Source organism: Solibacillus sp. FSL K6-1126 (assembly GCF_038003445.1).
GTDB lineage: Bacteria > Bacillota > Bacilli > Bacillales_A > Planococcaceae > Solibacillus > Solibacillus silvestris.
Window position 1 is genome coordinate 1 of sequence record NZ_JBBOPD010000001.1, and the last position, 26315, is coordinate 26315.

The window sequence follows — 26315 nt, forward strand, 5'->3', positions numbered from 1 at the left end:
CGGACACATACGACCATAGTGAGAGTAGTGAACGTCACGTACTTCCATACCAGCACGCTCACGTGTTAAACCACCAGGCCCTAATGCAGACAGACGACGCTTATGCGTTAATTCTGCTAACGGGTTTGTTTGGTCCATGAATTGAGACAATTGAGAGCTACCAAAGAACTCTTTAATTGAAGCGATAACAGGACGGATATTGATTAATTGCTGTGGTACGATTGCTGCTGTGTCGTTAATTGACATACGCTCACGTACTACACGCTCCATACGAGATAAACCGATACGGAATTGGTTTTGTAGTAATTCGCCAACAGAACGTAAACGACGGTTACCTAAATGGTCAATATCATCTGTGTTACCAACGTCATATAATAAGTTGAAGAAGTATGATACTGATGCCAATACATCGGCTGGAGTAATATTTTTCACTTCTTCATCTACATAGGCGTTTGAAATAACATTAATTTCTTTTTGCGCTTCATCATTTGGTGCAAAGATTTTAACCGACTGAATTGTAATATCATCTTCCAATACACCACCAACTTGGTTTAATGTACGGAAACCGACACCACTTTCTAAATATGGAATTAACTTATCCAGATTACGGCGGTCTAATAATGTACCTGCTTCTACGATAATTTCCCCTGTATCAGGATCCACTAACGTTTCTGCAATCGTTTGGTTGAATAAACGATTTTTGATATGAAGCTTTTTGTTCATTTTGTAACGACCAACATTCGCTAAATCATAGCGTTTTGCATCGAAGAAGCGAGAATATAATAAGTTCTTCGCAGATTCAACTGTTGGTGGTTCACCTGGACGTAAGCGTTCATAGATTTCAAGAAGGGCCTTTTCAGTACCTTCCGTGTTATCTTTTTCTAACGTATTACGTAAATATTCATTGTCGCCAATGATATCTAAAATTTCTTGATCCGAGCCAAAACCTAATGCACGTAAAAGCACCGTTACTGGTAATTTACGTGTACGATCGATACGTACATAAACAACGTCTTTAGCATCTGTTTCATATTCAAGCCATGCACCACGGTTTGGAATAACCGTTGCACCAAAGCCTTTTTTACCGTTTTTATCCGTTTTTTCGTGGAAGTATACACTTGGAGAACGAACTAACTGTGAAACAATTACACGCTCAGCACCGTTAATAATAAACGTACCTGTTTCCGTCATTAATGGGAAATCACCCATAAAGACGTCTTGCTCTTTCACTTCGTTTGTTTCTTTGTTGTGCAAACGTACTTTTACACGTAATGGTGCAGCATAAGTAACGTCACGCTCTTTACATTCATCCACATCATACTTAGGTTCTCCTAAAGTATAGTCGACGAATTCTAATGAAAGATTACCTGTAAAATCTTCGATTGGAGAAATGTCGTGGAACATCTCGCGCAACCCTTCTTCAAGGAACCACTCATAAGATGCTGTTTGGATTTCGATTAGATTCGGAAGTTCCAGCACCTCACTAATACGCGCAAAGCTTCTACGCTGGCGGTGTTGTCCGTACTGAACTAGTTGACCTGTCAACTCATTCACCCCTCAATAAAGCGATAATAGGTCTTTGCAAAAACATACAAATAGTGTATGATTTCGAAAGACAAAAAGAAAACGAGACTTTTTTTAAACCTCATTTTCGGTTAAACTTAACTTATTCTTAGCAGTATACCCGTAACTTTGAATATTTAATGCAAAAGGGCATACTACCTCAAAATAATAATTTTGCATTTTATTATGTTATCATATTCAATTTGTCAAGTCAATATTGGAAACTAATCTTACTTATTTTTTTGCACGAATAATCCAATATCCTTTTTTCTTCTCAACGACATCTACTTCTGAAAACATTTCTTCTAAATGACTCATAGTTGATGGAGCGCCTTGCTTCTTCTGAATAACAATCCACAGCTCACCATTTTCCTCCAATAATTCATATGCACCGTCATAAAACTTAAAGATCGTTTCTTTACCGGCACGAATCGGAGGATTTGTTAATACAGCAGCTACTTTCGTCCCAGGTTCGACAGCCGCTAATCCATCGCTTTCAAAAATACGTACATTTTGAACCCCGTTAAGCTGGGCATTTTTTTGAGACAAACTAACCGCTCGTGAATTTATATCCATCATGTAAATTTCACGATCAGGGTTGTTTTTTGCAATCGATAATCCGATTGGTCCATAGCCACAACCTACATCAAGCAAAACACCATCAATTTTAGGCATTTCAAACACATCGATTAGTACACGGGAACCAAAATCTACTTCGCTTTTACTGAATACACCCGTATCCGTTTCAAACGTAAATGTATTGCCTAATAAAGTGAATTTCCATTGGCGTGGTTTACTCTCAGTTTGAGGCTTATTTGAATAATAATGTTCAGACATGCAACACGCCTCCTTAGAAAAAATACATTTTGCGCTAATTTGTGCAAAATGATGTCTTTTCATGTGGGTTACTATAAAAATCAATATTTTCATATCCACAAAAGTTAATAAAGAAAAGCCCGCCGCAAAATTGTGACGAGCTTTCCTTATTAAACTAAGCTCATAGCTTAGCGATTAAAGTTAAACTAAAATTATTTAACTTCTACTGAAGCGCCAACTTCTTCAAGTTTAGCTTTGATAGCTTCAGCTTCGTCTTTAGAAACGCCTTCTTTAAGAGCTTTAGGAGCGTTATCAACAACTTCTTTAGCTTCTTTTAAGCCTAAACCAGTGATTTCACGAACCACTTTGATTACTTTGATTTTTTCTCCACCAGCAGAAGCTAATACTACATCAAACTCAGTTTTTTCTTCAGCTGCAGCAGCACCGCCAGCAACTACTGCTACTGGAGCAGCAGCTGTTACACCGAATTCTTCTTCGATTGCTTTTACTAAATCGTTTAACTCTAGAACTGTCATAGCTTTGATAGCTTCTAAGATTTGCTCATTGTTCATTTTAATTTCCTCCTATGGAATGTTTATTAGTTTTAGGCAGTTTGCCTGATTTTTGAAGTTATGAGGCTGCTATTAAGCGCCTTGCTCTTCTTTTTGTTCTGCAACAGCTTTTGTTGCAAGTGCGAAGTTGCGCACTGGAGCTTGAAGTACAGATAAAAGCATTGATAATAGACCTTCGCGAGATGGAAGTTCTGCAAGAGCTTTAACGTCTTCAACTGATGCCACAGTACCTTCGATAATACCAGCTTTAATTTCTAACGCTTCGTTTTTCTTAGCGAATTCGTTAATAATTTTAGCAGGAGCTACTACGTCCTCGTTAGAGAATGCGATAGCGTTAGGACCAGTTAAGAATTCATTGATTCCTTCTAAACCAGCAGCTTCCGCAGCACGGCGAGTTAAAGTGTTTTTGTAAACTTTGAACTCAACACCTGCTTCACGTAATTGCTTACGTAATTCAGTTACTTGTGCTACTGTTAAACCACGGTAATCTACTACTACGATAGAACCAGCAGCAGAGAATTTATCAGCGATTTCTTGAACTTGAACTTTTTTAGTTTCGATTGCTTTGCTCATGATGACACCTCCTATTAGAATGAGTCATTTATACCGACAAAGAAAAGCCTCTATATCAAAATAGACATAGAGGCTGAAAGTACATCATCTTAAAAAGAATCCGAACTCCTATGTCCTCGGTAGGATCATTAAGTGCGTATGGCACCCCTACTGTCTACGGTACAAATGGATGATTCACAACAGCACTCATCTTACCAAGTAAGAGGTGCGTTGTCAACAAATTTTATTTTACGATTTTTAAAAAACCGGAAATTATTTAACTGTTACGTTAGCAGCGTCAACTTTTACAGCAGGACCCATTGTAGTTGTAACGTTTACAGACTTCATGTAAGTACCTTTTGCTGCAGCTGGCTTAGCTTTTTGAACTACTTCAAATACAGCTAAGAAGTTTTCTACTAATTTTTCTGTCTCGAAAGAAACTTTACCAATTGGTGCGTGGATGATACCAGACTTTTCAGCACGGTACTCTACTTTACCAGCTTTGATTTCTTCGATTGCTTTTGTTACGTCAAATGTAACTGTACCTGTTTTAGGGTTTGGCATTAAACCTTTAGGACCTAATACACGACCTAATTTACCAACTTCACCCATCATGTCAGGAGTTGCAACGATTACATCGAAATCAAACCAACCTTGTTGGATTTTTTGGATGTATTCTGCATCGCCTACATAGTCTGCGCCAGCAGCTTCTGCTTCTTTAAGTTTTTCGCCTTTAGCGAAAACTAATACGCGTTGAGTTTTACCAGTACCGTGTGGTAATACTACCGCACCACGGATTTGTTGGTCGTTTTTACGAGTATCGATACCTAATTTGAATGCTACTTCTACAGTTGCATCAAAGTTTACTGTGCTTGTTTTTTGCGCTAATGCTACTGCTTCTTCAACAGAGTATAAAGTAGCGCGGTCGATTAATTTAGCTGCTTCTTGCAGTTTTTTACCTTTTTTAGCCATTATAATTTCCTCCTTGATTGTGGTTGTAACGGATTTGACCTCCCACGAATAAAGGTTGCGCACTCATCAAACAAGTATCCGAGTGCAGCAACCTTCCAAAAACAAAAACATCATCAAGTGTTGAAGATGGGATTAGTCTTCGATCGTAATACCCATGCTTCGCGCAGTACCTTCAACCATTAACATAGCAGCTTCAACTGAAGCAGCGTTAAGGTCTGGCATTTTTTGTTCAGCGATTTCGCGAACTTTATCACGTTTAACCGTTGCAACTTTTTTACGGTTTGGTTCACCAGATCCAGATTGGATACCAGCAGCTACTTTAAGTAATACTGCAGCTGGCGGAGTTTTCGTAATAAAAGTGAATGAACGGTCTTCAAATACTGAAATTTCAACTGGAATGATAAGACCAGCTTGATCAGCAGTACGAGCGTTAAATTCTTTACAGAATCCCATAATGTTTACACCTGCTTGACCTAATGCAGGACCAACCGGTGGCGCTGGGTTTGCTTTACCAGCAGGGATTTGAAGTTTTACAACTTTAATAACTTTTTTAGCCACGAGACACACCTCCTTAAGTCCGTGATGTGGTAATTGGGTTACCCCTCCCACTCAAATATCTGTTCGTCAGCTAACTTGCCGATAACATTAAAACTAATTATAATCACACGCCCAAAACTTGGACAGTCTGACCTTTGAAATGATAACACTTTTAAATTGCTTAATCAAGTATAAATAATTCTATATTTTTTGAACTTGGTTAAAGTCTAGCTCCATTACTGTTTCGCGACCAAACATATCAACAAGAACTTTTAATTTTGCTTTGTCGACATCTACTTCTTCTACGCGACCTTGGAAATGTGCAAATGGTCCTTCTAGAACTTCTACAACTTCACCAACAGAAATCTCAACTTCACCTAATAAGGATTCGTTCATACCCATTTGTGCAAGCAGACGTTCCGCTTCTTCCGGTAATAAAGGAGTTGGTTTTACACCGCCGCCCGAAGAACCGATAAATCCTGTCACACCAGGTGTATTACGAACGACATACCAAGCGTCATCTGTCATAATCAATTCTACTAAAACGTAACCTGGGAAGATTTTACGCATTACCGCTTTTTTCTTGCCGTCTTCTTTTACATCGATTTCTTCATGCTCAGCTACGATTACACGGAAAATTTTATCTTGCATTCCCATCGTTTCCACGCGTTTTTCAAGATTTGCTTTTACTCGGTTTTCATAACCGGAATACGTATGAACTACATACCAATTTTTCTCCATATAGGTAGGACTAAATCGTCCGTCCCTCCTTTACATTATGTGTGTAGGGTATATATTTCCCTGATCACAAAACTTCAATAATCTATTTCTTTAAATTAAGCTGTCAGCATTTTTTAACAAATGAAAAAACCCGTTATATGGCATGGACGGGCTATTTCGAAATATTAACATGATATAGCTTACAGAGACAAGAACCAACGGAATAATTCTGAGATTCCTAAATCTATTGCTGTAAAGAATAACGCCATTACGATAACTGTAGAAACTACTACTACCGTATACTTCGTTAACTCTTTACTTTTCGGCCAACTTGTTTTGCGCATTTCTGAGCCGACTTCTTGTAAAAAGTTTGTTACTTTACTCATCTTTGCCTAACCTCCGAACAACGAATTAATCTATTTTCATTTATAACGTTTGTTTATGCATTGTATGCTCATTACAGTGAGAGCAAAATTTCTTCAGTTCTAAACGCTCGCTTGCCCCTTCTTTTTTCGGGACACTGTAGTTTCTTGAACCACATTTTTCACAACTTAAAACGACTTTCTTTGCCATGTTTATCACCTTTTCGGCAGTTTGTCCTTTAAAGACTAACACCTAAATTTCCCACTGTCAATAAAGGCTCATGGTGTTTAAGTCATTTCTTTTAGTTCAAGATGACGCTCCAATTTGCGCTTCACCCGCTGTAATGCATTATCAATGGATTTTACATGTCGATCCAATTCTTCAGAAATTTCATTATAGGATTGTCCTTCCAAATAACGAACCAACACCTGCTGTTCGAGTTCGCTTAATACTTCACCCATCTTCTCTTCCAAATAAAGATAATCTTCGCGATTAATCATCAAATACTCAGGATCGTCCGAAATAGGACTCGTAATAATATCCATCAGTGTGCGCTCTGATTCTTCATCGTAAATTGGCTTATCTAAAGAAACATATGAATTTAGCGGAATATGCTTTTGTCTAGTAGCTGTTTTAATTGCCGTAATAATTTGCCGTGTAATGCAAAGTTCTGCAAAGGCACGGAATGACGCAAGCTTGTCCTCTTTAAAATCCCGAATCGCTTTATATAAGCCAATCATTCCTTCTTGAATTATATCTTCTTTGTCCGCACCAATTAAAAAATACGACCGCGCTTTCGCCTTAACAAACAATCGGTATTTTGAAATTAAAAAATCTAACGCATCTGTATTGCCTAGATGCACTTGTTCTACAAGCTCTTCATCTGTCAAATGTTCAAAACGTAGTACCATTTGTAACTTCTCACTTTTAAGCAATGAAAATCACCTCAGTTACGCTAGAATAATTAGGAATAGTATAACTTAATTGGAAATAACGGGCAATCTATTACTTGAGCCCTCTTCTCCATTTTTCAAACTGTAGTTCCACTTCTTTTGATAGCTTGATTCTTGAGGCCGGTTTTTCGTCGGTCGATTCTTTTACTTTGGATGAAATTTTAGATTGAATAATTTGCATTTCAATTTCAAGCTCACGTGCCGATTTTCTTAATGCACCATGACCAAATACAACATTTTGTTCAGTCATATCGGATGTTGCGACGTGTATTTGGATTTTTCGTCCTTTTAATTCGTTCGATAATTTTTCAATGCGCTCGTCCGCTGTTTCGTTTTTACGTGTATAAAGCACTTCCACGGCATGCTGAATATAAAGTTGTTCAGTGCCCGGAACAAGATGCGCGTCAAATACAACAATAACACGCCAGCCTGTATGCGCTTTATACTCCGCCATTCGTTCAATTAACCGATCACGTGCATCTTCGAAGTGAGGCTCGCGTAACGGACGAAGCTCACTCCATGCACCGATCATGTTATAGCCGTCTACTAGCAATATGTTCTGCATGACCTCATCCGTTAGCTTCTTGTCGTTTGCGGTACACTTCATACATAAGTAATGCCGCTGCTACGGAAGCATTCAATGATGTTACATGACCAACCATCGGTAAGTGATATAAGAAGTCACATTTATCTTTTAAAAGACGGCTCATTCCCTTACCTTCACTACCAATAATTAATGCAAGCGGTAATGTTGCATCCATTTTACGATAATCTGCCGAACCTTTTGCATCTGTTCCGGCAATCCATACACCGCGGTCTTTTAGCTCATCCACCGTTTGGGCCAAATTGGTCACACGCACAACAGGTACATGCTCGATAGCACCTGTGGATGCTTTAGCAACTACTGCTGTTAAACCGACTGCGCGACGCTTCGGAATAATGATACCATGTGCACCGATCGCATCTGCTGTACGCATAATCGATCCTAAGTTATGCGGATCTTCCAACTCGTCCAGTATTAAAAAGAACGGGTCTTCGCTTTTTGCCTTCGCTGCGGCAAATAGATCGTCCAATTCTGCATAGTCATATGCCGCGACCGATGCCACAATCCCCTGATGATTTTCTGCAAGCTTATCAACTTTTTGCTTTGGTACAAACTGCACGAGGACACCTTGCTCTTTCGCTAAGTCCATTAACTCCTGTACACCTGTTTTCTTAACGCCTTCAGCAATCCATAACTTATTGATTTCTCGGCCTGCGCGAAGTGCCTCAAGTACCGGATTTTTTCCTGCAATCATTTCTCCTGATAGTTCTTCCTGGGCAGATTGCGGCTTTTCTTGTTGCTTTTTCTCCTGAGTTTTAAAAGTATCTGCTTTTTTATCGCGCCCTTTAAAATCTTTTGGTTTACGATTTTGCTGTCTTTTCTCTGCCATAGTTACACTCCTTTTGCCTGTTCGACAATTTCGATTGCGTAATCGATTATTTCATTTGCGCGATGATGTTCTTTGCTAAGGAATAAGAAGCCTAAAACCGCTTCAAATCCTGAGCTATTACGATATGTGCGTACATCTGTGTTTTTCGGAACAGATCCTGATTTGGCATTGCGTCCTCTACGGAAAACAGCTTGCTCTTCTTCTGTTAAGTAATTTTCTTCGATCATACGATGTACAATATTGGACTGGGACTTGGCCGAAACATATTTTGTCGCCTCTTTATGCAATGTGTTAGGCTTTGCGCGGCCCGACAATATTAAATGTTCCCGAATTCTTTGTTCCAGCACGGCGTCGCCCATATAAGCGAGCGCCAGTGCATTTAGCTGTATGACATCATGTGGTGTTAAATTTTGCATTTACTGTCCTCGTTTCCAGCGTGTACCTTGACGAGTGTCTTCAAGCACAATATCCATGCCCAGCAGTTGGTCACGGATTTCATCTGAACGAGCGAAATCACGGTTTTTGCGGGCTTGATTACGTTCCTCGATTAATGCCTCAATTTCTTCATCGAGTAAGCCTGCTTCTACTTTTATATGAATACCTAGTACATTTCCAATTGTATCAAACATCGTTAAAATTGCCTGCAATACTTCTTTATCCGTATTTGCTTCGTTTAAATACACATTGGCAATATGGGAAAGTTCAAATAGCGCCGAAACCGCATTTGCTGTATTAAAGTCATCATTCATCGCGTTTTCGAAATCAACTTTAATCTGACCAATTTTTTCAAGCCATTGCTCACTGTTATCCCCTAAACTTGCAGAAGATGTGAGACGGTGCTCCACATTCGTATAAGATGTACGAATACGGTCTAAACCATTTTTAGCTGCTTCCACTAAATCCTGAGCGAAGTTGATCGGATTACGGTAATGAACAGACAGCATAAAGAAACGCAACACTTGCGGGTCAATTTGCTGGCGGATATCATTCACTAATATAAAGTTGCCCAGTGATTTTGACATTTTTTCATTATCAATATTAATATAGCCGTTATGCATCCAATAACGCGCGAATGTTTTATCATTATGCGCTTCAGATTGGGCAATTTCGTTTTCATGGTGAGGGAATGTTAAATCCTGTCCGCCTGCGTGAATATCGATTGTATCACCTAAATGCTCACGTGCCATTACAGAACACTCAATATGCCATCCTGGACGTCCTTCTCCCCATGGTGATGCCCACTTAATTTCGCCTGCTTTCGCCGCTTTCCATAATGCGAAATCCAACGGGTCTTCCTTTTTCTCGCCGGCTTCAATACGTGCTCCTACTTTTAAATCATCGATAGATTGGTGACTTAACTTACCGTAGCCATTGAATTTACGCGTACGATAATAAACATCGCCTTGGGATTCATATGCGTAGCCTTTGTCGATCAGCACTTTTATGAACTCGATAATATCATCCATATGCTCTGTTACACGTGGATGGGCATCCGCCTTTTGGCATCCAAGCGCCGTAATATCTTCAAAGTAAGCAGCGATAAAGCGATCTGTTAAGACAGAAGTTTCTTCACCTAATTCATTTGCTGCTTTAATAATTTTGTCATCCACATCGGTAAAGTTCGAAACGAATTTCACCTCATAGCCTGCATACTGTAAATAGCGACGTACTGTATCATAGACGATTACCGGACGGGAATTCCCAATATGAATGTAATTGTATACAGTCGGTCCGCATACATACATTTTTACTTTGCCTTCCTCCAACGGAATAAATGGTTCTTTTTGTCTTGTCAACGAATTGAAGATTTGAATCGTCATATTGCCTCTCCTTTTTCATATTGCTCTTTTCGGTGTGTATTGGGTTAATTTGCCATTAAAATGAAAAAAGCGTCTCCATCACCTAAAGAAGGTGACAGAGACGCTAGATGCGCGGTTCCACTCTGGTTGAAAAAGTAGCCATACTTTTTCCGCTTAAAGTCCTGTAACGTGGACAAATCGATTTAACCTACTTCAAATTCAGTTAAATACTCAAAGGTGCATTTCAGCTTTGCCTTAACCTGGATCACTTTCAGCCGGTGGTGATCCTCTCTAATAAGGGGTGCGCAGCGTACTTCTCCTTCTCAACGTGCTATCACTTATAGAATTATATTCATTTTACATCTATTTTCAGAAAAATCAATCATTTTATCCATTCTAGAGAACTGTTAAGTAAGCTCCCTATTTACAAAATGAATTACTTTGCAAATTTTTCAACACGGGCAATTGTTTTTTCCTTGCCGATTAAAGCAATGGCATTCGGTAATTCCGGACCATGTGTTTGACCAGTCGTCACAACACGGATTGGCATAAACAGATTTTTACCTTTTACACCCGTTTCTTTTTGTACAGCTTTAATCGCTGCTTTAATTGAAGCGGCATCAAAAGTTTCTAAAGCTTCTAATTGAGTTTTAAATGAAGCCATAACAGCCGGCACAGTTTCACCCGCTAACACTTCATTTGCTTCTTCATCATATGCAATTTCTTCTGTGAAAAATTGGCTCGATAATTCTACGATTTCTGCACCGAAGCTCATTTGCTCATGGTAAAGCGCGATTAAATCAGAAGCCCATGCATGTTGCTCTTCTGACAGCTCTTCTGGAAGTAAGCCCGCTTTTTGCAAGTGTGGCAATGCTAAAGCAACTACCTCTTCATGAGACATTTTTTTAATATATTGGTTGTTCATCCATGTTAGTTTTGTTTTATCAAACATAGATGGTGATTTTGATAAGCGTTTTTCATCAAACAGCTTTACAAATTCGTCATGTGAGAAGATTTCCTCTTCTCCTTCCGGTGACCAGCCAAGCAATGCAAAGAAGTTAAACATCGCTTCCGGTAAGTAACCAAGGTCCTTGTATTGTGTAACGAACTGGATGATTGATTCATCACGTTTCGATAATTTCTTGCGCTCTTCATTTACGATTAATGTCATATGACCATATTGCGGATATTCCCATCCGAATGCGTCAAAAATCATCATTTGTTTTGGTGTGTTTGATAAATGCTCTTCCCCACGGAATACATGTGTAATTTCCATGAAGTGGTCATCCAGTACTACCGCATAATTGTATGTTGGAATACCGTTTGCTTTTACAAGTACCCAGTCGCCGATATCTTTTGATTCGAACGATACTTCGCCGCGAACTAAATCAGTGAACTGATACGTAACATTTTCCGGAACACGCATACGAATTGTGTGCGGGATACCAGCAGCCTCTTTTTCAGCAACTTCCTCTGCTGTTAAATGACGGCATTTTCCATCATATGCAGGTGCTGCAACACCTTGTGCTTTTTGTTTTTCGCGTGATGCTTCAAGCTCTTCTGAAGTACAGAAACATTTATACGCTTGTCCGTTTTCCAGCATTTTTTCTGCATGCTCTTTATAAATATCAAGACGTTCCATTTGACGGTAAGGTGCATATGGGCCACCGATATCAATCGATTCATCCGGTGTAATGCCTAACCAGCGTAAGTTATCAAGTTGAGAAGCTTCCCCGCCCTCTACATTACGCTCAATATCTGTATCTTCAATACGTACTACAAAAGTACCGTTGTGATGTTTTGCATATAAATAATTGAATAATGCTGTACGTGCGCCACCGATATGTAAGAATCCTGTTGGCGATGGTGCATAACGAACGCGAACTGTTTTCGTCATAATATTGCCTCCTAATTTTAGCGTCAAAACGCTCGACCTTTTCCGAATATAATAAATTTACTTTTATATGGATATGAACGGACATTATATTGTCCAATATCGGCACAATAGATGTCTTTTAAACTTTAACCATTCTACCACTGTAAGTTATTAAATTAAAGTAGCGTGTGCCGATTTTTGACACACGCCCTCAATTTTATCGCACTTTATGCTTTTACTAAAAGAATCGTTGCCATTGCTGCAATTCCTTCTTCACGGCCCACAAAACCTAACTTCTCTGTTGTTGTCGCTTTTACATTAACTTGCGAAGGTTCGGCATTCAGTAGTTGTGCGATACGGTTTTGCATCTGTGAAATATATGGGGCCATTTTCGGACGCTGTGCCATAATCGTACAATCCACATTGCCTAATTTATATCCGCGCTCTTCAACCATCTTCCAGATGTGTTCAAGTAACTTCGCTGAATCTGCATCTTTCCACTCCGGATCTGTATCAGGGAAGTGACGGCCGATATCCCCTTCACCAATTGCACCTAATGCCGCGTCTGTTACTGTATGTAAAAGTACATCGGCATCTGAATGACCTACTAAACCGCGCTCATGTGGAATTGTAATACCACCTAAAATTAATGGACGTCCTTCTGCAAATTCGTGAACGTCAAACCCTTGTCCAATTCGAAACATATCGTTGCTAGCCTACAAAGTAAACTAGCCTTCACCTTCTTTCTGGTAATCTCATTATCATTAGTATAATCAACTTGTCCGAAAAAAGCCTCGCAAACCTATTTTCTTTTCAAGGTATCTTCTATTTTCGTTGTTTTAAAATAGCTTCCCCAAAAATCAGATCTTCCTGCGTTGTCATTTTTACATTTTCATAACTGCATTCCACAATATGAATATCATGTCCTAAACGCTCCACGAGCATCGCTTCATCCGTTCCTAAAAAACCCACCTTTTCAGCTACATCCTCAGCTTCTGCCAGTAAATCATAACGGAACGCTTGTGGTGTTTGAACCATCCATAAAGACTCCCGGTCAACGGTTTCTTTAATAAGACCGTTATGGACGACCTTCATCGTATCCTTCGCACGAACTCCTGCAATAGCCGCTCCTTTTTCATAAGCGACTTTTGCAAGTTCGGTAATTTTCGGAATAGTAATAAAAGGTCTTGCAGCATCATGAACAAGGACAACATCCACTGCACTCATTTCTTTTATGCACGAATGCACTGAATGTTGGCGTTCTTCACCACCTGTCGGCAGGCCTTTTACTTTTGTAATATTATGTTTTTCGATGAGCGCCTGGATAAATGGCCGTTCCTCATCTTTTACGGCAAGCCAAATTCCTGTACAATTTTCATCACGTTCAAAAACAAGAAGTGTATGAACTAAAATCGGTTTATCCGCTAAGTTTAAAAATAATTTATTTTGCCCGGCACCCATGCGCTTTCCACTTCCTGCTGCCGGCAAAACGACTTCATAACGCAAAATGCTTCACATCCTAATCCTCTTTTGGCTTGGCGAAAATCATACGCCCTGCTGATGTTTGAAGTACGCTCGTTACCGTCACTGTAATCGCCTGGCCAATATAGCTTCGGCCGCCCTCTACTACAATCATTGTACCGTCATCTAAATAGGCCACACCTTGATTGTGTTCTTTCCCGTCTTTAATGACTACGACTTGCATATCTTCACCCGGAATTACGACCGGTTTCACCGCATTTGCCAAATCATTAATATTCAATACTTGTACACGGTGCAGTTCACAGACCTTATTTAAGTTAAAATCATTCGTCAGTATTTGGGCACTCATGTTTTTGGCTAATCGAACCAACTTTAAATCCACTTCAGACACATCTTCAAAATCAACTTCCGTAATAAGTACTTTCGACGCTCGTTCGTCCTGAAGCCTTTTTAAAATATCTAGACCCCTGCGACCACGCGTACGCTTCAATGTATCAGATGAATCCGCGATATGCTGTAGTTCCGTCAAAACAAACTGAGGTACAACTAAAACCCCTTCAACAAACCCTGTTGCTGAAATATCAGCAATACGGCCATCAATAATGACACTTGTATCAAGTAATTTATACTGCTCCTGATCTTGAACTTCCTTGACAGAACCGTCACTCTGACGCTTTTTCGTCGATTTCCCGGAAAAAATCTGCAACAGCTCATCCCGTTTACTAAAACCTAGCCGGAAACCAAGATAACCAAGAACAATGGATAAAATAGCAGGAACAACAGCGGTAATAACCGGAATGTTCATTTGATTGATCGCGACACCGACCAATGTTGCTACACATAATCCTACGATTAAACCGAGCGTACCAAATAATAAATCCGCTGCAGGCAATTTGAATAATACTTCCTCTAACCAAGTAATTAATTTTACAAAGTAATCAGATAATGCAAACGATAAAACGAATAACAAAGCAGCACCTATCGCAACACTGAAATATGGATTATTAAGCCAAGGATTGGATGATAAGTTCATGAATGCATATAATGGCGGTAAGAAAATGAGGCCTAATGCTCCACCGATAAATAAAAATGCTACTTGAATTATTTTCTTCAACATTTGTTTCACCTCCAAGTAATAATTATACATCTAAAGTTTCATTCATGCGAAGCCCAGGTACCAAAAGCAAGGGTAAATAAACAACAAACGCCAATTGAATTCCAATATTAGGATTTTACCCATTTTTTAAGATTATTCCCTATTTTTTTTAGTTAGATTTGCGCGATATTAATTCAATAATGACGTACTTCATTCTAAATTTCCGTTCCCTGTAGCTTAAACAAACTAATGAATATATTATATTAATATAATAGAAAATTTTAACATAGAAGAGGAGAATACGTTTTGAATACTGCAAAAGAAGTAAAAATTACTACTGCTGATCCGTCTGCAATCGGTCTATTCGGTTTGGCGATTGTAACATTTGTTGCTTCCACTCAAAAGTTAGGCTGGACAGAGGGCTTAGGTTTGGTTATTCCTTGGGCAATATTTTTAGGTGGTATTGCACAATTTTACGCATCTGTCTTAGACTCAAAACATAATAATACATTTGGTACGACTGCATTCGGCGCATACGGTTTATTCTGGATGGGTGTAGGTATGAGCTGGTTCGTTCAAGCCGGTGTATTTGGTGCAACATTACAGGCATCTGTTGATACATCTCAGCTCGGTGTTGTGTATTTAGGTTATTTAATCTTTACCCTATTTATGACGATTGGTGCAGCTGAAACAAATAAAGTTCTATTCGCGATCTTTGTAATGATCGACTTCTTATTTATTGGTCTGGCATTAAGTTCATTTGGCATTATGGAGCACGGTATGCATTTATTAGCAGCCTACTCTGAATTAATCATTGCTCTTTTATCACTTTACGGTGCAGGTGCTAATGTATTGAACAAGCATTTCGGCTTCAATTTCTTACCGATTGGAAAGCCTTTTGGTATTTTCACAAGAGAAGCATTTTTAAAGAAAGAAAAAACAGTAAAAGCATAATTTAAAGAGGCATGGAAATTTTTAACTTCCCATGCCTCTTTCTTGTGCGGATTATTATGAATTCGTTCACTATAAATTTTGGAAAGATTCCCGCAGTGCATCACTGATTGTTTCGACACCGACGACTTGTATGTCCGGCGGGAATTCCCAGCCCCCAATATTAGAAGCTGGAATAAAGGCGCGTTTAAACCCTAACTTTGCCGCCTCCTGTACACGTTGCTCAATTCTGGAAACACGACGTACTTCACCCGTTAAACCCACTTCACCGATAAAACAATCTGTCGGACGTACTGTCTGATCTTTAAAGCTTGATACAATACTTGTTAAGACAGCTAAATCAATCGCAGGCTCATCCAGTTTCACACCACCCGCAACTTTAATATACGCATCCTGTGCCTGAAGCATCATGCCCATACGTTTTTCCAATACCGCCATTAAAAGCTGAACACGGTTTTGGTCAACCCCGGTTGCCATACGCTTCGGATAATTGAAACTGGTTGGTGTAACAAGCGACTGTATTTCTACCAAAATTGGGCGTGTCCCTTCCATCGATGCAACAATTGTTGAACCAGGGGCACCTTGTGAACGTTCCTGTAAGAACAGCTCGGACGGATTCAATACTTCCTTTAATCCCCCATGGAGCATTTCAAAAATTGCAATTTCATTTGTAGAACCAAAACGGTTTTTCTGACTGCGTAAAATCCGGTGGTTATGGTGACGTTCCCCTTCAAAGTAAAGCACCGTATCTACCATATGTTCTAAAATACGCGGACCGGCAATCTGTCCTTCTTTTGTAACGTGACCAACAAGGAAAATAGCGATATTTTTTGTTTTTGCAATACGCATTAATTCTGCTGTACATTCACGTACTTGTGACACACTGCCCGGCGCACTAGTAACTTCCGGATGGTGCACCGTTTGAATCGAATCGACAATGACAAATTTCGGTTGGACTTCATCGATTGTTTGATTTAAAAATTCCAGATTCGTTTCCGAGTAAATATAAAGCTCTGGTGTATGGACACCTAAACGTTCAGCACGCAGCTTCGTCTGACGTACAGATTCTTCACCGGATATATATAAAACACGTTTCCCCTGATTAGAAAGAAGTGCAGATACTTGCAGTAGTAATGTCGATTTCCCGATACCCGGATCACCGCCTATCAGCACGAGTGAACCTGGTACAATACCGCCTCCGAGTACACGATTAAATTCATTCATTTCTGTAGCGATACGTGTTTCTTCTTGTACTTCCACATGGATAATAGGGGTTGCTTTTGTAGCCGTTGTAGAATGCTGGAACGCCCCGCGTGGCCCTTTTGAGATGACTTCGACTTCTTCATTCATCGTATTCCATTCGCCACAGCCAGGACAGCGCCCCATCCATTTTGCTGCTTCATAGCCACAGCTGCTGCACATAAATTTAGACTTCTTTTTTGCCATTTTGCTAGCTCCTTCGAATGTTTGTTCCTATAATTGTACACGAAACAAAATTGAATACCCACTAATCCGTCGCAAAATTCTTTTTCGGTTAGCTTCTCATACATATAACAATTCCTGTACATCCCGTTTAATTGCGTATGTGTAACCGGCGCGTTTCGCTTGTATATGCCACCAGTACCCAGCAACTTCAGTCTGCATAAAAAAGACGAGGCAGGAACTATCCCGACTCGTCTGGTTTTACTAATTTGTTGCTACTTTTTCTTGTGTACGTACGACAAACTCATCATTTACATAGTCAAGTACGACTGTTTGAGTCTTATCCAATGTACCTTTTAACAGTTCTTCGGATAAGCGGTCTTCCACATGTTTTTGTAATGCACGACGTAATGGACGCGCACCATATTGTGGATCATAACCTTCTTCTGAAATTTTCTCAAGCGCTGCATCTGTAAGCTGCAGTTCGATATCCTGCTCTTTTAGACGTTTCTTTAATGAATTCGCCATTAATGATACGATTTCTTTTAAGTGATCCTTCTCTAATGAATGGAATACGATCATTTCATCAATACGGTTTAAGAACTCTGGACGGAACGCCTTTTTCAGTTCTTCCAGCATTGTGCTCTTCATGTCTTTATCTTTCGATGCATTTAAACCGGCGCCGAAGCCAACATGTTTGCGGTATTTCAGTGCATCTGCCCCAACATTCGATGTCATAATGACAACTGTGTTACGGAAATCAACTACACGGCCTTTTGAGTCAGTTAAGCGGCCGTCTTCCAACACTTGTAATAAGATGTTGAATACATCCGGGTGCGCTTTTTCGATTTCATCCAGCAGTACAACTGAATATGGTTTACGACGAACTTTTTCTGTTAATTGACCGCCATCATCAAATCCTACATAGCCTGGAGGTGAACCGACTAAACGAGAAGTCGAATGTTTCTCCATATACTCGGACATATCTACACGGATCATTGCATCTTCATCACCGAACATTACTTCAGCAAGTGCTCGTGCAAGTTCCGTTTTACCGACACCAGTAGGTCCAAGGAAGATAAAGGAACCGATTGGACGTTTTGGATCTTTTAAGCCGGCACGGGCACGACGGATTGCACGGGAAATTGCTTCTACTGCTTCACCTTGACCAACTACGCGTTTGTGTAATTCTTCTTCAAGATTTAATAACTTCGCAGATTCAGCCTGAGCAATTTTCGAAACAGGAATTCCCGTCCACATCGCTACCACTTGTGCAATATCGTCTACATATACTGTAGATTCTTCTTTGCCTTGTTTTTCTTTCCACTCTTTTTTCAATTGTTCAAGCTCTTGTTTAAGCTTCTGCTCCGTATCACGCAATGCAGCAGCTTTTTCAAATTCCTGTCCTGAAACAGCAGCATTCTTTTCAGACTTAATGCCTTCCAGCTTATCTTCTAACTCTTTTAAATTAGGTGGAACAGTATAAGAGCGTAAGCGCACTTTTGAACCAGCCTCATCAATTAGGTCAATTGCTTTATCCGGTAAGAAACGATCCGAAATATAGCGATCTGATAATTTTGCTGCTGCTTCTACCGCTTCATCCGAAATTTTCACACGGTGATGTGCTTCATAACGGTCACGCAAGCCATTAATAATTTGGATTGTTTCTTCAACAGATGGCTCATCAACTTGGATCGGTTGGAAACGACGCTCTAATGCTGCGTCTTTTTCAATATATTTGCGGTACTCATCCAATGTAGTTGCGCCGATACATTGCAGTTCGCCTCGTGCCAATGATGGTTTTAAAATATTCGATGCATCAATCGCACCTTCTGCACCACCTGCACCGATCAATGTATGAAGCTCATCGATGAATAAAATAATATTGCCGGCCTGACGAATTTCATCCATCACCTTTTTAAGACGGTCTTCAAATTCCCCACGATATTTTGTACCTGCAACAACTGTTCCCATATCGAGCGTCATAACACGTTTATCGCGTAATGTTTCAGGTACTTCATTATTGATGATTTGCTGTGCCAATCCTTCTGCAATGGCCGTTTTACCTACACCCGGCTCCCCGATTAGTACCGGGTTGTTTTTTGTACGACGTGATAGTACTTCTACAACACGTGTAATTTCTTTAGAGCGGCCGATAACCGGATCAAGTGAACCTTCACGCGCCACCGCTGTTAAATCGCGGGCTAAACTATCAAGTGTTGGTGTATTTACTGTTTGCGTCATACTGGAATTACCGCTAGTGTTTGAGTCATTGTTGCCTAATAACAATAAAACTTGTTGGCGGGCTTTATTGATACTTACACCTGTATTCGCCAATACGCGGGCAGCAACGCCTTCACCTTCACGAATTAAAGCTAATAAAATATGCTCTGTTCCGACATATGCATGCCCTAATTTACGGGATTCATCCAATGAAAGTTCGATTACCTTTTTAGCACGTGGTGTGTAGTGAACGATAGGACCTACATCTTCTGTGCCTTTCCCAACAAGTTCCTCAATGCCGGTTTCGATCATTTGAGGGCTAATATTAATTGCTTCCAAAGCTTTAGCGGCAATTCCGCCACCTTCACGAATTAAGCCAAGTAAAATATGTTCTGTTCCGATTTCTTTATGCTTAAGACGAATTGCCTCTTCTTGAGCAAGTTGTAATACCTTTTGAGCACGTTGTGTGAATCGATTAAACATCATAGAAAATCCTCTCCTTTTTCCCCATTGTTTGTAGCTTCATCTTGCTCGTTTAACTTTTCTTGCAACAGCTTCGCACGATACATGTCGCGTTCTGCTGGTTGTAACGTAGTACCAATATATTGCTGAATGAGTCCAGGTTGCATAATAAGCATGCACTCATTTAGTTTACGCTGTGAAATTGCTTCTAATAATCCTAAACTTACCCCAAGACGCACATTTGATAAACAGCTTGCCGCTTCTTCACTCGTTAAAATTTTTGCGTACTTTAACGTACCGAGTGAACGGCTTAAACGGTCTTCCAACGCGGAGGGGGCACGCATCAATAAATTTTTGCGTGCAAGCTCTTCTTTTTTGATAACTTGCTCGACAACATCCTGAAGCTCCTGTAAAATCGTTTCTTCTGATTTACCTAGTGTAATCTGGTTCGAGATTTGATAAATATTGCCTAAATTTTCACTGCCTTCCCCATATATACCCCGCACAACCATTCCTAATCGTGTCATCATCTGAATTAATGGATTCATCTGTTTCATCATTGTGAGTGCAGGTAAATGGAGCATGACAGATGCTCGAAGCCCTGTTCCGACATTTGTTGGGCAACTTGTCAAATAACCATAGCGGTCTTCATATGCGTAATTAATTGACTTACTTAAGTAGCGGTCAATATTACGAGCCTTATCAAATGCTTCTTTTAAATTCATTCCTTGCGTAAGACTCTGTATACGAATATGATCCTCTTCATTTACTAATATGCTAATGGATTCATCTTTTGTTAAAAAAAATGATCCAATTTTTTTTCTTCGTGCCAAATTCGGACTGATCAAATGCTTCTCCACTAAAATTTGGCGTTGTAAAACGGGCATATCTTTTATTTGGAAATAAGAAAACTGATACGGGTTGTCATCTAAAGATAATAATGACTGCATCATTTTTTCTTCGATCATTTGTGCTTCCTGTTCTGTAAAACTAATCGGAAATCGAGTATTGGCAATATTACGAGCAAGCCGAATGCGCGTGCTAATGACGATATCTGAATCGCTTTCGTGCTGCATCCAGCTGGGACTGGCATTCGTTAAAAAATGCTCGATGTTCATGCGTTCCCCTCACCTTCCTGTTTTATTTTACTTTCCAATTCCCTAACTTCATCACGGATGGAAGCTGCATCCTCAAAACGCTCTTCCTCAATTGCTTGCTGCAGTGATGAACGGAGCTCTTGGATTTGTTGTTCCACTTTTTCTTTTGAAGGTCCTTCTTCCACATATCCTACATGCTGAGTACCTGCCTGCAGACGTTCAAGTAGCTGTGGTAATTGCTCACTAAATGTTTCGTAACATTGACCGCATCCAAATTTGCCTTGCTTTAAAAACTGTCGGTACGTAAACCCACAGGATGGGCAGGATTTTGGGCTGGCAGTATTTGTTGTCGTGCTTTCTTTCTTTGCATTCACAGGTACAAAATTAAACCAATTTGAAATAAGCTGCTGAAGAGATGCAGGCTCTTCATTTACGTCAAATTGAAATGGATGAAATTGAGTTGCACATACTTCACAGTAGTGACGCTCGACTTTTTGACCATTGTGAACTTGAGTAACGGTAACATTGGCATGACGCTGTTTACAATGCTCACATATCATAATAATCCACCTCTACTTTTCAAAAGAAATCGTTTGTAGCATTGCGTGCATAATCCGCGCTCTTAGCTGATCACGCAATGGTAAAGCTACCTGTAATGTGACACGATCTAAAGCGGCCTTCATAATGCTTGCTTCTCGCTCTGTAATGATATCCTCTTCCAATAAACGGAAAATAATACGCTCAGCATTAGTTTGGGCTATGGCGTTACCTATTTGTGTTTCCATTTCGTCCAGTAAATTTTTCTTAGAGTGGATTGTTACACGCAAAATCCGAATATAACCGCCACCACCCCGCTTACTCTCTACATAGTAGCCATGCTCGGTCGTGAAACGCGTATTGATAACGTAATTGATTTGGGAAGGAGCACAGGCAAATTGCTTTGCTAATTCATTTCGCTTTATTTCAATATGTCCCTGTCCCTCTAATTCAATAACTTCCTTCAAATACCCTTCAATTATGTCAGATATATTCCTCATGCTGTCTCTCACCTCTCATCAACTGACTTTGACTATCTTTGACTTAAATATACAATATTTATTTTTCGAAATGCAACTAATCACTCTTGTTTTAGGTTTCCCTATTTTCACATTAATAAATCCCTATTTATGTAAAAAAGCGGTAAGGTGTTTTTTAAACAAACCTTACCGCTTTTATAAACTTTGCCAAGACGAGGATAAATTATACCCAGCGTCCGACGATTGGATAATTCCAGTGCTGATCAGACAATGCTTTAACAATACCGATGATCGGTGCAATCCAGAAGATGGCTAAAAATACTAACAGGAATGGTAAACCAATTAATATAACTGAAAGGACACCTGCAATCGCTATGAAGATACCGAATACGATTTGGAAAAGCAATGCTTGAATCGCGGTACGCTTTACTTCATCTTCAGAACTTATTAAGAAAAACAGAATCGGTACTAGGAACGGCGCAAAGAATGCACTGGCATGAATGATGATTTTCGACCATTTAGATTCCATTTGTTATCAACCTCACTTTAGTTTATTAGCTTATTTACGGATAATATTCGTAAAAGTTTCATAGAGAGGGCAAAAAATCCCGAATTTTTATTTCGAGATTTCCGGTCATGTCTGTATTTGGTCAATATGGGCCTCTATCTTTCGGGTTGTCCCCTTCTTGTGGAAATAAGAAGTAGGAAATAATCGCCGTTAAGATGGTTGCTCCTATAACTATTAAAATTCGGTCACGGTCGCCTACTTCTGCATAATTGTTTACAAGCATAATATACGATGCGATCGCCACCCCAAGTGACAATGGTATAACAAATTTCAAACGCCCTTTATGAAACTTCATTAATACAACGCCTTTCACTATTTACTGCATCCATTTTAATTAGTTATTATATTACCTCATATACAAATTACTGTAAATTTTTTATCCTTATAGAATAATACTGATATGATCCGATATAAACAGTAATAGAGTATTATTTAATAAATAGACGAAACGAGGAAGAACATGGGTATTCTGTTTTCAAGAGCGACAAAAGTTTCAAACAAGCCATATTTTGATATAGCTAATTATGCACAGCAAGTAAATCTGGATGTTTCAACCTATCCTAACTTACACAAACAGATTGAGTTGCTAAAATTAACGAAAGAGGATTTAGCTGTAATTAAACAGTTAGAACCTTTTGCACAACAGGTTGTCCCGAATATGGTGGAAAAGTTTTACGGTGCAATCAGTTTAAGTCCGGAACTCGTAGATATTATTGGGAGTTCAGCTCGAATGGATCGTCTAAAAGGTACATTAACGAAGCATTTAGAAGCGATGTTCAACTGTAATATCAATTCACATTATATAGAAGAGCGACAAACGATTGCGCATGTCCATGTCAAAATCGGACTTCAATCCAAGTGGTATATCGCTTCATTCCAATCGCTAATGACAACGTTTATCGACTTCATCAGTAAAATAGAAATGTCGAATATTGACATGGCTAAAGCAGTTGATGCTTTTTCAAAACTCATTAACTTCGAGCAACAGCTTGTCATTGAAGCATATGAAAAAGAAGAGCAACGAATTCGTACTGAAAGTTTAGATGTAAAATACAGAATTGTAGAGCGAATTCAACATACTGCACAAGAGTTAACGCATATTAGTGATCAAACAAATGCATCATTACAGGAAATTGCGAGCCAATCAGAAGAAATTGCTTCCAATACAAAACAAGGTTTAAATTTAGTAGCGGAAACAGAAAATAAATCAACAACAGGTACTACATATTTAATTAACCAGACAGCAATCATGACCAACATTTTGGATCGTGTGGATACACTTGAATCGTCAATGGTTAAACTCCGTCAATCGTCTAAAAAAATTGCCGAAATTGTAGGATTGGTAACAGGTATTGCTGATCAGACAAACTTGCTTGCATTAAATGCATCGATTGAAGCAGCACGTGCAGGTGAACACGGAAAAGGGTTTGCCGTAGTAGCTGATGAAGTCCGAAAGCTTGCTGAAGAAACTAAAAATGCGGTTCAAAACGTCTCTCATTTAATTAAAGAAACCGAACTTAGTATTTCACAAATGTCTGACTCTGTTTCTAGTGTAGATGAGCAAGTAAAAATGAGTGTTGATACGCAAAAAAGCCTGGCGGATTCCTTTACATCGATTACAGAAGCGGTACATGGAATCAAAACGCAATATGAAAACACGAATGAAGACATTCATGCCATTTCTTCTGTTATTACCGGTTTGACACATACAACGAATGATGTAATGACATCATCAGATTCATTGCTGCACATTGTCCAGGAACTGCATGATTAATTTTGCTTAATACCAAAAAGGGATATCAACTGGCATTTCGCCTTTGATATCCCCTTTTTTTATGCACGACGTTTTTTTGATAATGCACGTTTTTGTTTTCGATGTTCCTGACGAATTGGGCCTGTTTCAAATAAATGACGTTCGAAATCCGTCTCCGGTTCAACTCCCGGCACTTCTTTCGGCTTGCCATTTTCGTCAATTGCGACCATCGTTACGAAAGATTCAGTCGTTAATTTCTTTGCACCTGTTTTAATATTTCTTGATACAACCCGTACATATACTTCCATCGAAGTACGACCTGTTCCAGATACAACAGCTTCCAGTTCAATCATATCACCTGCATAGGCAGAAGATACGAAGTCTACTGAGTCAAAAGAAGCAGTAACGACTTCACCTTGGCAATGTTTCATTGCTGCAATCGCAGCAATTTCATCAATATATGCTAACACTTTCCCTCCAAATATCGATTGATGATGATTTGTATCAGGAGGCAGTACTAATCGTGTTTGGATAGATTTTGAAAAGCTCATTGGCAGAGTATTTTTCATAATCTTCCTCCTTTCTAGACTACACTCCATGTTACTATTCGGAAGATGGAAGTGCTAGTACAAACTATTCATAATTCAACTTCATTGTAATAAATTTTAAATCGGTCATTTCTTCTACTGCATACTTAATGCCTTCTTTACCATATCCGCTCATTTTGACGCCCCCATACGGCATATTATCTACACGGAATGTTGGAATATCGTTAATGATGACCGCACCTGCTTCAATTTCTTCCGCGGCCTTCATTGCATCTGTTAATACATTTGTGTAAATACCAGCATTTAACGCAAGCTCCGATTCATTTACAAGTGCAATTGCTTCGTCCAGCGTATCATATGGCACAATGGAGACAATCGGCGCAAAAGTCTCTTGGCAAACAATTTTCATATCGGACTTCACATTCGTCATGACAGTTGGGGAGCAAGTACGCTCTGTAAATTCAGCTCCCGTTGCAACCGTTGCACCTTGCTGTTTCGCCTGTTCAATCCATTCTTTTATACGGCTAACTTCATCCGGGTGAATCATTGCACTCACATCCGTTTTTTCATTATGCGGATCACCGACAACTAGTTTCTTTGTCTCTTCTACAAATGCCTTTGTAAATTCTTCATAAATTGAAGAATGAACATAAATTCGTTGCAATGAAATACATACTTGTCCAGCAAATCCAAATGCACCGCCTACACAGCGTTTCATAATTTTTTCAAGCGGTGTTGAAGGCTCAACAATGAGTGCCGCATTTGATCCAAGCTCTAGTGTAATTTTCCGCAAGCCGACTTTTTCTTTAATCTTCAAGCCAACCGCACCACTACCCGTAAACGTCACTTTTTTCACAAGCGGATGTGTTACGAGTGTCTCGCTCAATTCCCCGCCGCTACCTGTCACGATTTGCAATGCACCGTCCGGTAAACCTGCTTCTTTGAAAATTTCCGCCATCGCAAGTGCACTTAACGGGGTTTGAGATGCAGGCTTTAGTACAACTGTGTTCCCTACAGCAAAGGCTGGACCTAATTTATGCGCTACGAGATTAAATGGAAAATTAAATGGTGTAATTGCCGAAACTACGCCTAAAGGTACTCGCTTTGTATAACCGATTCGATCTTTTACACCTGGTGCTGCATCCATCGGAATCGTTTCGCCTGTACTTTGTTTAGCCGCCTCTGCAGCAAATTGATACGTCGCAATAGTACGATCCAATTCAGTAAGCCCTGCAGAGATTGGTTTTGCCGCTTCATCTGCTAAAATTTCTGCAAGCTCGTTTTTACGTTCACGCATGATTTCCACGACTTTGTATAAAATTTCTGCGCGCTCATAAGCAGTCGTATTTTTGAATGATTTGAATGCTTGATGTGCGCCTTCGATTGCGCGCTCCACGTCCCCTGCCGATGCTTTTGCTACATTTGCAAGCAATTCTCCTGTATAAGGTGCCGTTAACTTACTTGTTTCATTTGTACTTTCCCAAATGCCGTTAATCCATAATTTTGTCTGTTTCATTTTATTCACTCCTTACTATTGTTTA

Annotated in this window: 28 protein-coding genes, 1 pseudogene and 2 other annotated features; of the genes and pseudogenes, 2 read left to right on the plus strand and 27 right to left on the minus strand. The window is 39.6% G+C overall.

Annotated features, from left to right (window positions below; genetic code table 11):
• The 18 genes and pseudogenes from MHH44_RS00005 to MHH44_RS00090 all read right to left on the minus strand — a co-directional run.
• Positions 1-1545, minus strand: a pseudogene (locus MHH44_RS00005) (DNA-directed RNA polymerase subunit beta); the annotation flags it as partial.
• 252 nt (positions 1546-1797) lie between these two features.
• Positions 1798-2400: a class I SAM-dependent methyltransferase gene (locus tag MHH44_RS00010; RefSeq protein ID WP_008406993.1), complete on the minus strand. Its 603-nt coding sequence runs from the start codon at positions 2398-2400 to the stop codon at positions 1798-1800.
• Positions 2401-2591: 191 nt separating this feature from the next.
• Positions 2592-2951 carry a 50S ribosomal protein L7/L12 gene (gene rplL, locus MHH44_RS00015; protein WP_008406994.1) on the minus strand — a complete coding sequence of 120 codons (360 nt, stop codon included), beginning with the start codon at positions 2949-2951 and terminating at the stop codon, positions 2592-2594.
• 72 nt (positions 2952-3023) lie between these two features.
• Positions 3024-3524 carry a 50S ribosomal protein L10 gene (gene rplJ, locus MHH44_RS00020; RefSeq protein ID WP_008406995.1) on the minus strand — a complete coding sequence of 167 codons (501 nt, stop codon included), beginning with the start codon at positions 3522-3524 and terminating at the stop codon, positions 3024-3026.
• 32 nt (positions 3525-3556) lie between these two features.
• Positions 3557-3702: a sequence feature (ribosomal protein L10 leader region), on the minus strand.
• A gap of 74 nt (positions 3703-3776) precedes the next feature.
• Positions 3777-4475 (minus strand): 50S ribosomal protein L1, encoded by a 699-nt coding sequence (gene rplA, locus MHH44_RS00025; protein ID WP_008406997.1) that lies wholly within the window; start codon positions 4473-4475, stop codon positions 3777-3779.
• A gap of 132 nt (positions 4476-4607) precedes the next feature.
• On the minus strand, positions 4608-5033 hold the full coding sequence (rplK, locus tag MHH44_RS00030) for a 50S ribosomal protein L11 (RefSeq protein ID WP_008406998.1): 426 nt from the start codon (positions 5031-5033) through the stop codon (positions 4608-4610).
• Between the two features lie 180 nt (positions 5034-5213).
• The gene (gene nusG / locus MHH44_RS00035; RefSeq protein WP_008407000.1) at positions 5214-5753 is read right to left on the minus strand and encodes a transcription termination/antitermination protein NusG; all 540 of its coding nucleotides are present in this window, start codon (positions 5751-5753) and stop codon (positions 5214-5216) included.
• Between the two features lie 179 nt (positions 5754-5932).
• Positions 5933-6118, minus strand: coding sequence for a preprotein translocase subunit SecE (gene secE, locus MHH44_RS00040; RefSeq protein WP_008407002.1), 186 nt, complete (start codon positions 6116-6118; stop codon positions 5933-5935).
• 40 nt (positions 6119-6158) lie between these two features.
• Positions 6159-6305: a 50S ribosomal protein L33 gene (rpmG, locus tag MHH44_RS00045; RefSeq protein ID WP_039967164.1), complete on the minus strand. Its 147-nt coding sequence runs from the start codon at positions 6303-6305 to the stop codon at positions 6159-6161.
• 77 nt (positions 6306-6382) lie between these two features.
• Positions 6383-7006: an RNA polymerase sporulation sigma factor SigH gene (gene sigH, locus MHH44_RS00050; protein ID WP_169797433.1), complete on the minus strand. Its 624-nt coding sequence runs from the start codon at positions 7004-7006 to the stop codon at positions 6383-6385.
• Between the two features lie 94 nt (positions 7007-7100).
• Positions 7101-7613: an NYN domain-containing protein gene (locus MHH44_RS00055; RefSeq protein ID WP_008407006.1), complete on the minus strand. Its 513-nt coding sequence runs from the start codon at positions 7611-7613 to the stop codon at positions 7101-7103.
• Between the two features lie 4 nt (positions 7614-7617).
• The gene (rlmB, locus tag MHH44_RS00060) at positions 7618-8346 is read right to left on the minus strand and encodes a 23S rRNA (guanosine(2251)-2'-O)-methyltransferase RlmB (protein ID WP_173364521.1); all 729 of its coding nucleotides are present in this window, start codon (positions 8344-8346) and stop codon (positions 7618-7620) included.
• Between the two features lie 137 nt (positions 8347-8483).
• Positions 8484-8897, minus strand: coding sequence for a Mini-ribonuclease 3 (locus tag MHH44_RS00065; protein ID WP_014822403.1), 414 nt, complete (start codon positions 8895-8897; stop codon positions 8484-8486).
• Positions 8898-10301, minus strand: a complete 1404-nt coding sequence (gene cysS / locus MHH44_RS00070; protein WP_087617868.1) for a cysteine--tRNA ligase — start codon at positions 10299-10301, stop codon at positions 8898-8900.
• Positions 10302-10394: 93 nt separating this feature from the next.
• Positions 10395-10616: a binding site (T-box leader), on the minus strand.
• Between the two features lie 100 nt (positions 10617-10716).
• The gene (gltX, locus tag MHH44_RS00075) at positions 10717-12177 is read right to left on the minus strand and encodes a glutamate--tRNA ligase (RefSeq protein ID WP_008407013.1); all 1461 of its coding nucleotides are present in this window, start codon (positions 12175-12177) and stop codon (positions 10717-10719) included.
• A 206-nt stretch (positions 12178-12383) separates the two neighbouring features.
• The gene (gene ispF / locus MHH44_RS00080) at positions 12384-12860 is read right to left on the minus strand and encodes a 2-C-methyl-D-erythritol 2,4-cyclodiphosphate synthase (RefSeq protein ID WP_008407014.1); all 477 of its coding nucleotides are present in this window, start codon (positions 12858-12860) and stop codon (positions 12384-12386) included.
• Between the two features lie 121 nt (positions 12861-12981).
• Complete coding sequence (ispD, locus tag MHH44_RS00085) at positions 12982-13662, minus strand: 2-C-methyl-D-erythritol 4-phosphate cytidylyltransferase (protein ID WP_008407017.1); 681 nt, start codon at positions 13660-13662, stop codon at positions 12982-12984.
• 13 nt (positions 13663-13675) lie between these two features.
• On the minus strand, positions 13676-14755 hold the full coding sequence (locus MHH44_RS00090) for a PIN/TRAM domain-containing protein (RefSeq protein ID WP_008407019.1): 1080 nt from the start codon (positions 14753-14755) through the stop codon (positions 13676-13678).
• 285 nt (positions 14756-15040) lie between these two features.
• On the opposite strand from MHH44_RS00090, the gene MHH44_RS00095 reads away from it, so the two are divergent.
• The gene (locus MHH44_RS00095; RefSeq protein ID WP_008407020.1) at positions 15041-15688 is read left to right on the plus strand and encodes an acetate uptake transporter; all 648 of its coding nucleotides are present in this window, start codon (positions 15041-15043) and stop codon (positions 15686-15688) included.
• Between the two features lie 69 nt (positions 15689-15757).
• Here the strand turns inward: MHH44_RS00095 and radA are convergent, their stop codons facing one another.
• From radA to MHH44_RS00130, 7 genes are all read right to left on the minus strand, one after another.
• On the minus strand, positions 15758-17131 hold the full coding sequence (radA, locus tag MHH44_RS00100) for a DNA repair protein RadA (RefSeq protein ID WP_008407021.1): 1374 nt from the start codon (positions 17129-17131) through the stop codon (positions 15758-15760).
• A 240-nt stretch (positions 17132-17371) separates the two neighbouring features.
• Positions 17372-19816, minus strand: a complete 2445-nt coding sequence (locus MHH44_RS00105) for an ATP-dependent Clp protease ATP-binding subunit (RefSeq protein ID WP_014822400.1) — start codon at positions 19814-19816, stop codon at positions 17372-17374.
• Complete coding sequence (locus tag MHH44_RS00110; RefSeq protein WP_014822399.1) at positions 19813-20910, minus strand: protein arginine kinase; 1098 nt, start codon at positions 20908-20910, stop codon at positions 19813-19815. The genes MHH44_RS00105 and MHH44_RS00110 overlap by 4 nt, the downstream gene beginning before the upstream one ends.
• Positions 20907-21449: a UvrB/UvrC motif-containing protein gene (locus MHH44_RS00115; RefSeq protein WP_008407026.1), complete on the minus strand. Its 543-nt coding sequence runs from the start codon at positions 21447-21449 to the stop codon at positions 20907-20909. The genes MHH44_RS00110 and MHH44_RS00115 overlap by 4 nt, the downstream gene beginning before the upstream one ends.
• Positions 21450-21461: 12 nt before the next feature.
• Positions 21462-21926, minus strand: coding sequence for a CtsR family transcriptional regulator (locus MHH44_RS00120; RefSeq protein ID WP_008407027.1), 465 nt, complete (start codon positions 21924-21926; stop codon positions 21462-21464).
• Between the two features lie 202 nt (positions 21927-22128).
• Positions 22129-22434: a DUF4870 domain-containing protein gene (locus MHH44_RS00125; RefSeq protein WP_008407029.1), complete on the minus strand. Its 306-nt coding sequence runs from the start codon at positions 22432-22434 to the stop codon at positions 22129-22131.
• 121 nt (positions 22435-22555) lie between these two features.
• The gene (locus MHH44_RS00130) at positions 22556-22768 is read right to left on the minus strand and encodes a hypothetical protein (protein ID WP_014822397.1); all 213 of its coding nucleotides are present in this window, start codon (positions 22766-22768) and stop codon (positions 22556-22558) included.
• A gap of 165 nt (positions 22769-22933) precedes the next feature.
• Between MHH44_RS00130 and MHH44_RS00135 the strand changes: the two genes are divergently transcribed.
• Complete coding sequence (locus tag MHH44_RS00135; RefSeq protein WP_340797499.1) at positions 22934-24247, plus strand: globin-coupled sensor protein; 1314 nt, start codon at positions 22934-22936, stop codon at positions 24245-24247.
• Between the two features lie 59 nt (positions 24248-24306).
• Here the strand turns inward: MHH44_RS00135 and MHH44_RS00140 are convergent, their stop codons facing one another.
• On the minus strand, positions 24307-24795 hold the full coding sequence (locus MHH44_RS00140) for an acyl-CoA thioesterase (RefSeq protein WP_008407032.1): 489 nt from the start codon (positions 24793-24795) through the stop codon (positions 24307-24309).
• 64 nt (positions 24796-24859) lie between these two features.
• Complete coding sequence (locus MHH44_RS00145; protein WP_340797500.1) at positions 24860-26290, minus strand: aldehyde dehydrogenase family protein; 1431 nt, start codon at positions 26288-26290, stop codon at positions 24860-24862.
• Between the last annotated feature and the right edge of the window lie 25 nt (positions 26291-26315).

Excerpts from the sequence above, each read along its gene's own strand:
- MHH44_RS00065 (WP_014822403.1), bottom strand. The coding sequence starts at position 8,897 with ATGCAAAATTTAACACCACATGATGTCATACAGCTAAATGCACTGGCG.
- nusG (WP_008407000.1), bottom strand. The coding sequence starts at position 5,753 with ATGGAGAAAAATTGGTATGTAGTTCATACGTATTCCGGTTATGAAAAC.
- MHH44_RS00055 (WP_008407006.1), bottom strand. The coding sequence starts at position 7,613 with ATGCAGAACATATTGCTAGTAGACGGCTATAACATGATCGGTGCATGG.
- MHH44_RS00135 (WP_340797499.1), top strand. The coding sequence starts at position 22,934 with ATGGGTATTCTGTTTTCAAGAGCGACAAAAGTTTCAAACAAGCCATAT.
- rplL (WP_008406994.1), bottom strand. The coding sequence starts at position 2,951 with ATGAACAATGAGCAAATCTTAGAAGCTATCAAAGCTATGACAGTTCTA.
- rplJ (WP_008406995.1), bottom strand. The coding sequence starts at position 3,524 with ATGAGCAAAGCAATCGAAACTAAAAAAGTTCAAGTTCAAGAAATCGCT.
- MHH44_RS00110 (WP_014822399.1), bottom strand. The coding sequence starts at position 20,910 with ATGAACATCGAGCATTTTTTAACGAATGCCAGTCCCAGCTGGATGCAG.
- MHH44_RS00130 (WP_014822397.1), bottom strand. The coding sequence starts at position 22,768 with ATGAAGTTTCATAAAGGGCGTTTGAAATTTGTTATACCATTGTCACTT.
- ispF (WP_008407014.1), bottom strand. The coding sequence starts at position 12,860 with ATGTTTCGAATTGGACAAGGGTTTGACGTTCACGAATTTGCAGAAGGA.
- MHH44_RS00090 (WP_008407019.1), bottom strand. The coding sequence starts at position 14,755 with ATGTTGAAGAAAATAATTCAAGTAGCATTTTTATTTATCGGTGGAGCA.
- MHH44_RS00115 (WP_008407026.1), bottom strand. The coding sequence starts at position 21,449 with ATGATATGTGAGCATTGTAAACAGCGTCATGCCAATGTTACCGTTACT.
- rpmG (WP_039967164.1), bottom strand. The coding sequence starts at position 6,305 with ATGGCAAAGAAAGTCGTTTTAAGTTGTGAAAAATGTGGTTCAAGAAAC.
- gltX (WP_008407013.1), bottom strand. The coding sequence starts at position 12,177 with ATGACGAAAACAGTTCGCGTTCGTTATGCACCATCGCCAACAGGATTC.
- MHH44_RS00010 (WP_008406993.1), bottom strand. The coding sequence starts at position 2,400 with ATGTCTGAACATTATTATTCAAATAAGCCTCAAACTGAGAGTAAACCA.
- MHH44_RS00145 (WP_340797500.1), bottom strand. The coding sequence starts at position 26,290 with ATGAAACAGACAAAATTATGGATTAACGGCATTTGGGAAAGTACAAAT.
- rlmB (WP_173364521.1), bottom strand. The coding sequence starts at position 8,346 with ATGATTGCAGGAAAAAATCCGGTACTTGAGGCACTTCGCGCAGGCCGA.
- radA (WP_008407021.1), bottom strand. The coding sequence starts at position 17,131 with ATGGCAAAAAAGAAGTCTAAATTTATGTGCAGCAGCTGTGGCTATGAA.
- cysS (WP_087617868.1), bottom strand. The coding sequence starts at position 10,301 with ATGACGATTCAAATCTTCAATTCGTTGACAAGACAAAAAGAACCATTT.
- MHH44_RS00140 (WP_008407032.1), bottom strand. The coding sequence starts at position 24,795 with ATGAAAAATACTCTGCCAATGAGCTTTTCAAAATCTATCCAAACACGA.
- MHH44_RS00125 (WP_008407029.1), bottom strand. The coding sequence starts at position 22,434 with ATGGAATCTAAATGGTCGAAAATCATCATTCATGCCAGTGCATTCTTT.
- sigH (WP_169797433.1), bottom strand. The coding sequence starts at position 7,006 with ATGGTACTACGTTTTGAACATTTGACAGATGAAGAGCTTGTAGAACAA.
- MHH44_RS00120 (WP_008407027.1), bottom strand. The coding sequence starts at position 21,926 with ATGAGGAATATATCTGACATAATTGAAGGGTATTTGAAGGAAGTTATT.
- secE (WP_008407002.1), bottom strand. The coding sequence starts at position 6,118 with ATGAGTAAAGTAACAAACTTTTTACAAGAAGTCGGCTCAGAAATGCGC.
- rplA (WP_008406997.1), bottom strand. The coding sequence starts at position 4,475 with ATGGCTAAAAAAGGTAAAAAACTGCAAGAAGCAGCTAAATTAATCGAC.
- MHH44_RS00105 (WP_014822400.1), bottom strand. The coding sequence starts at position 19,816 with ATGATGTTTAATCGATTCACACAACGTGCTCAAAAGGTATTACAACTT.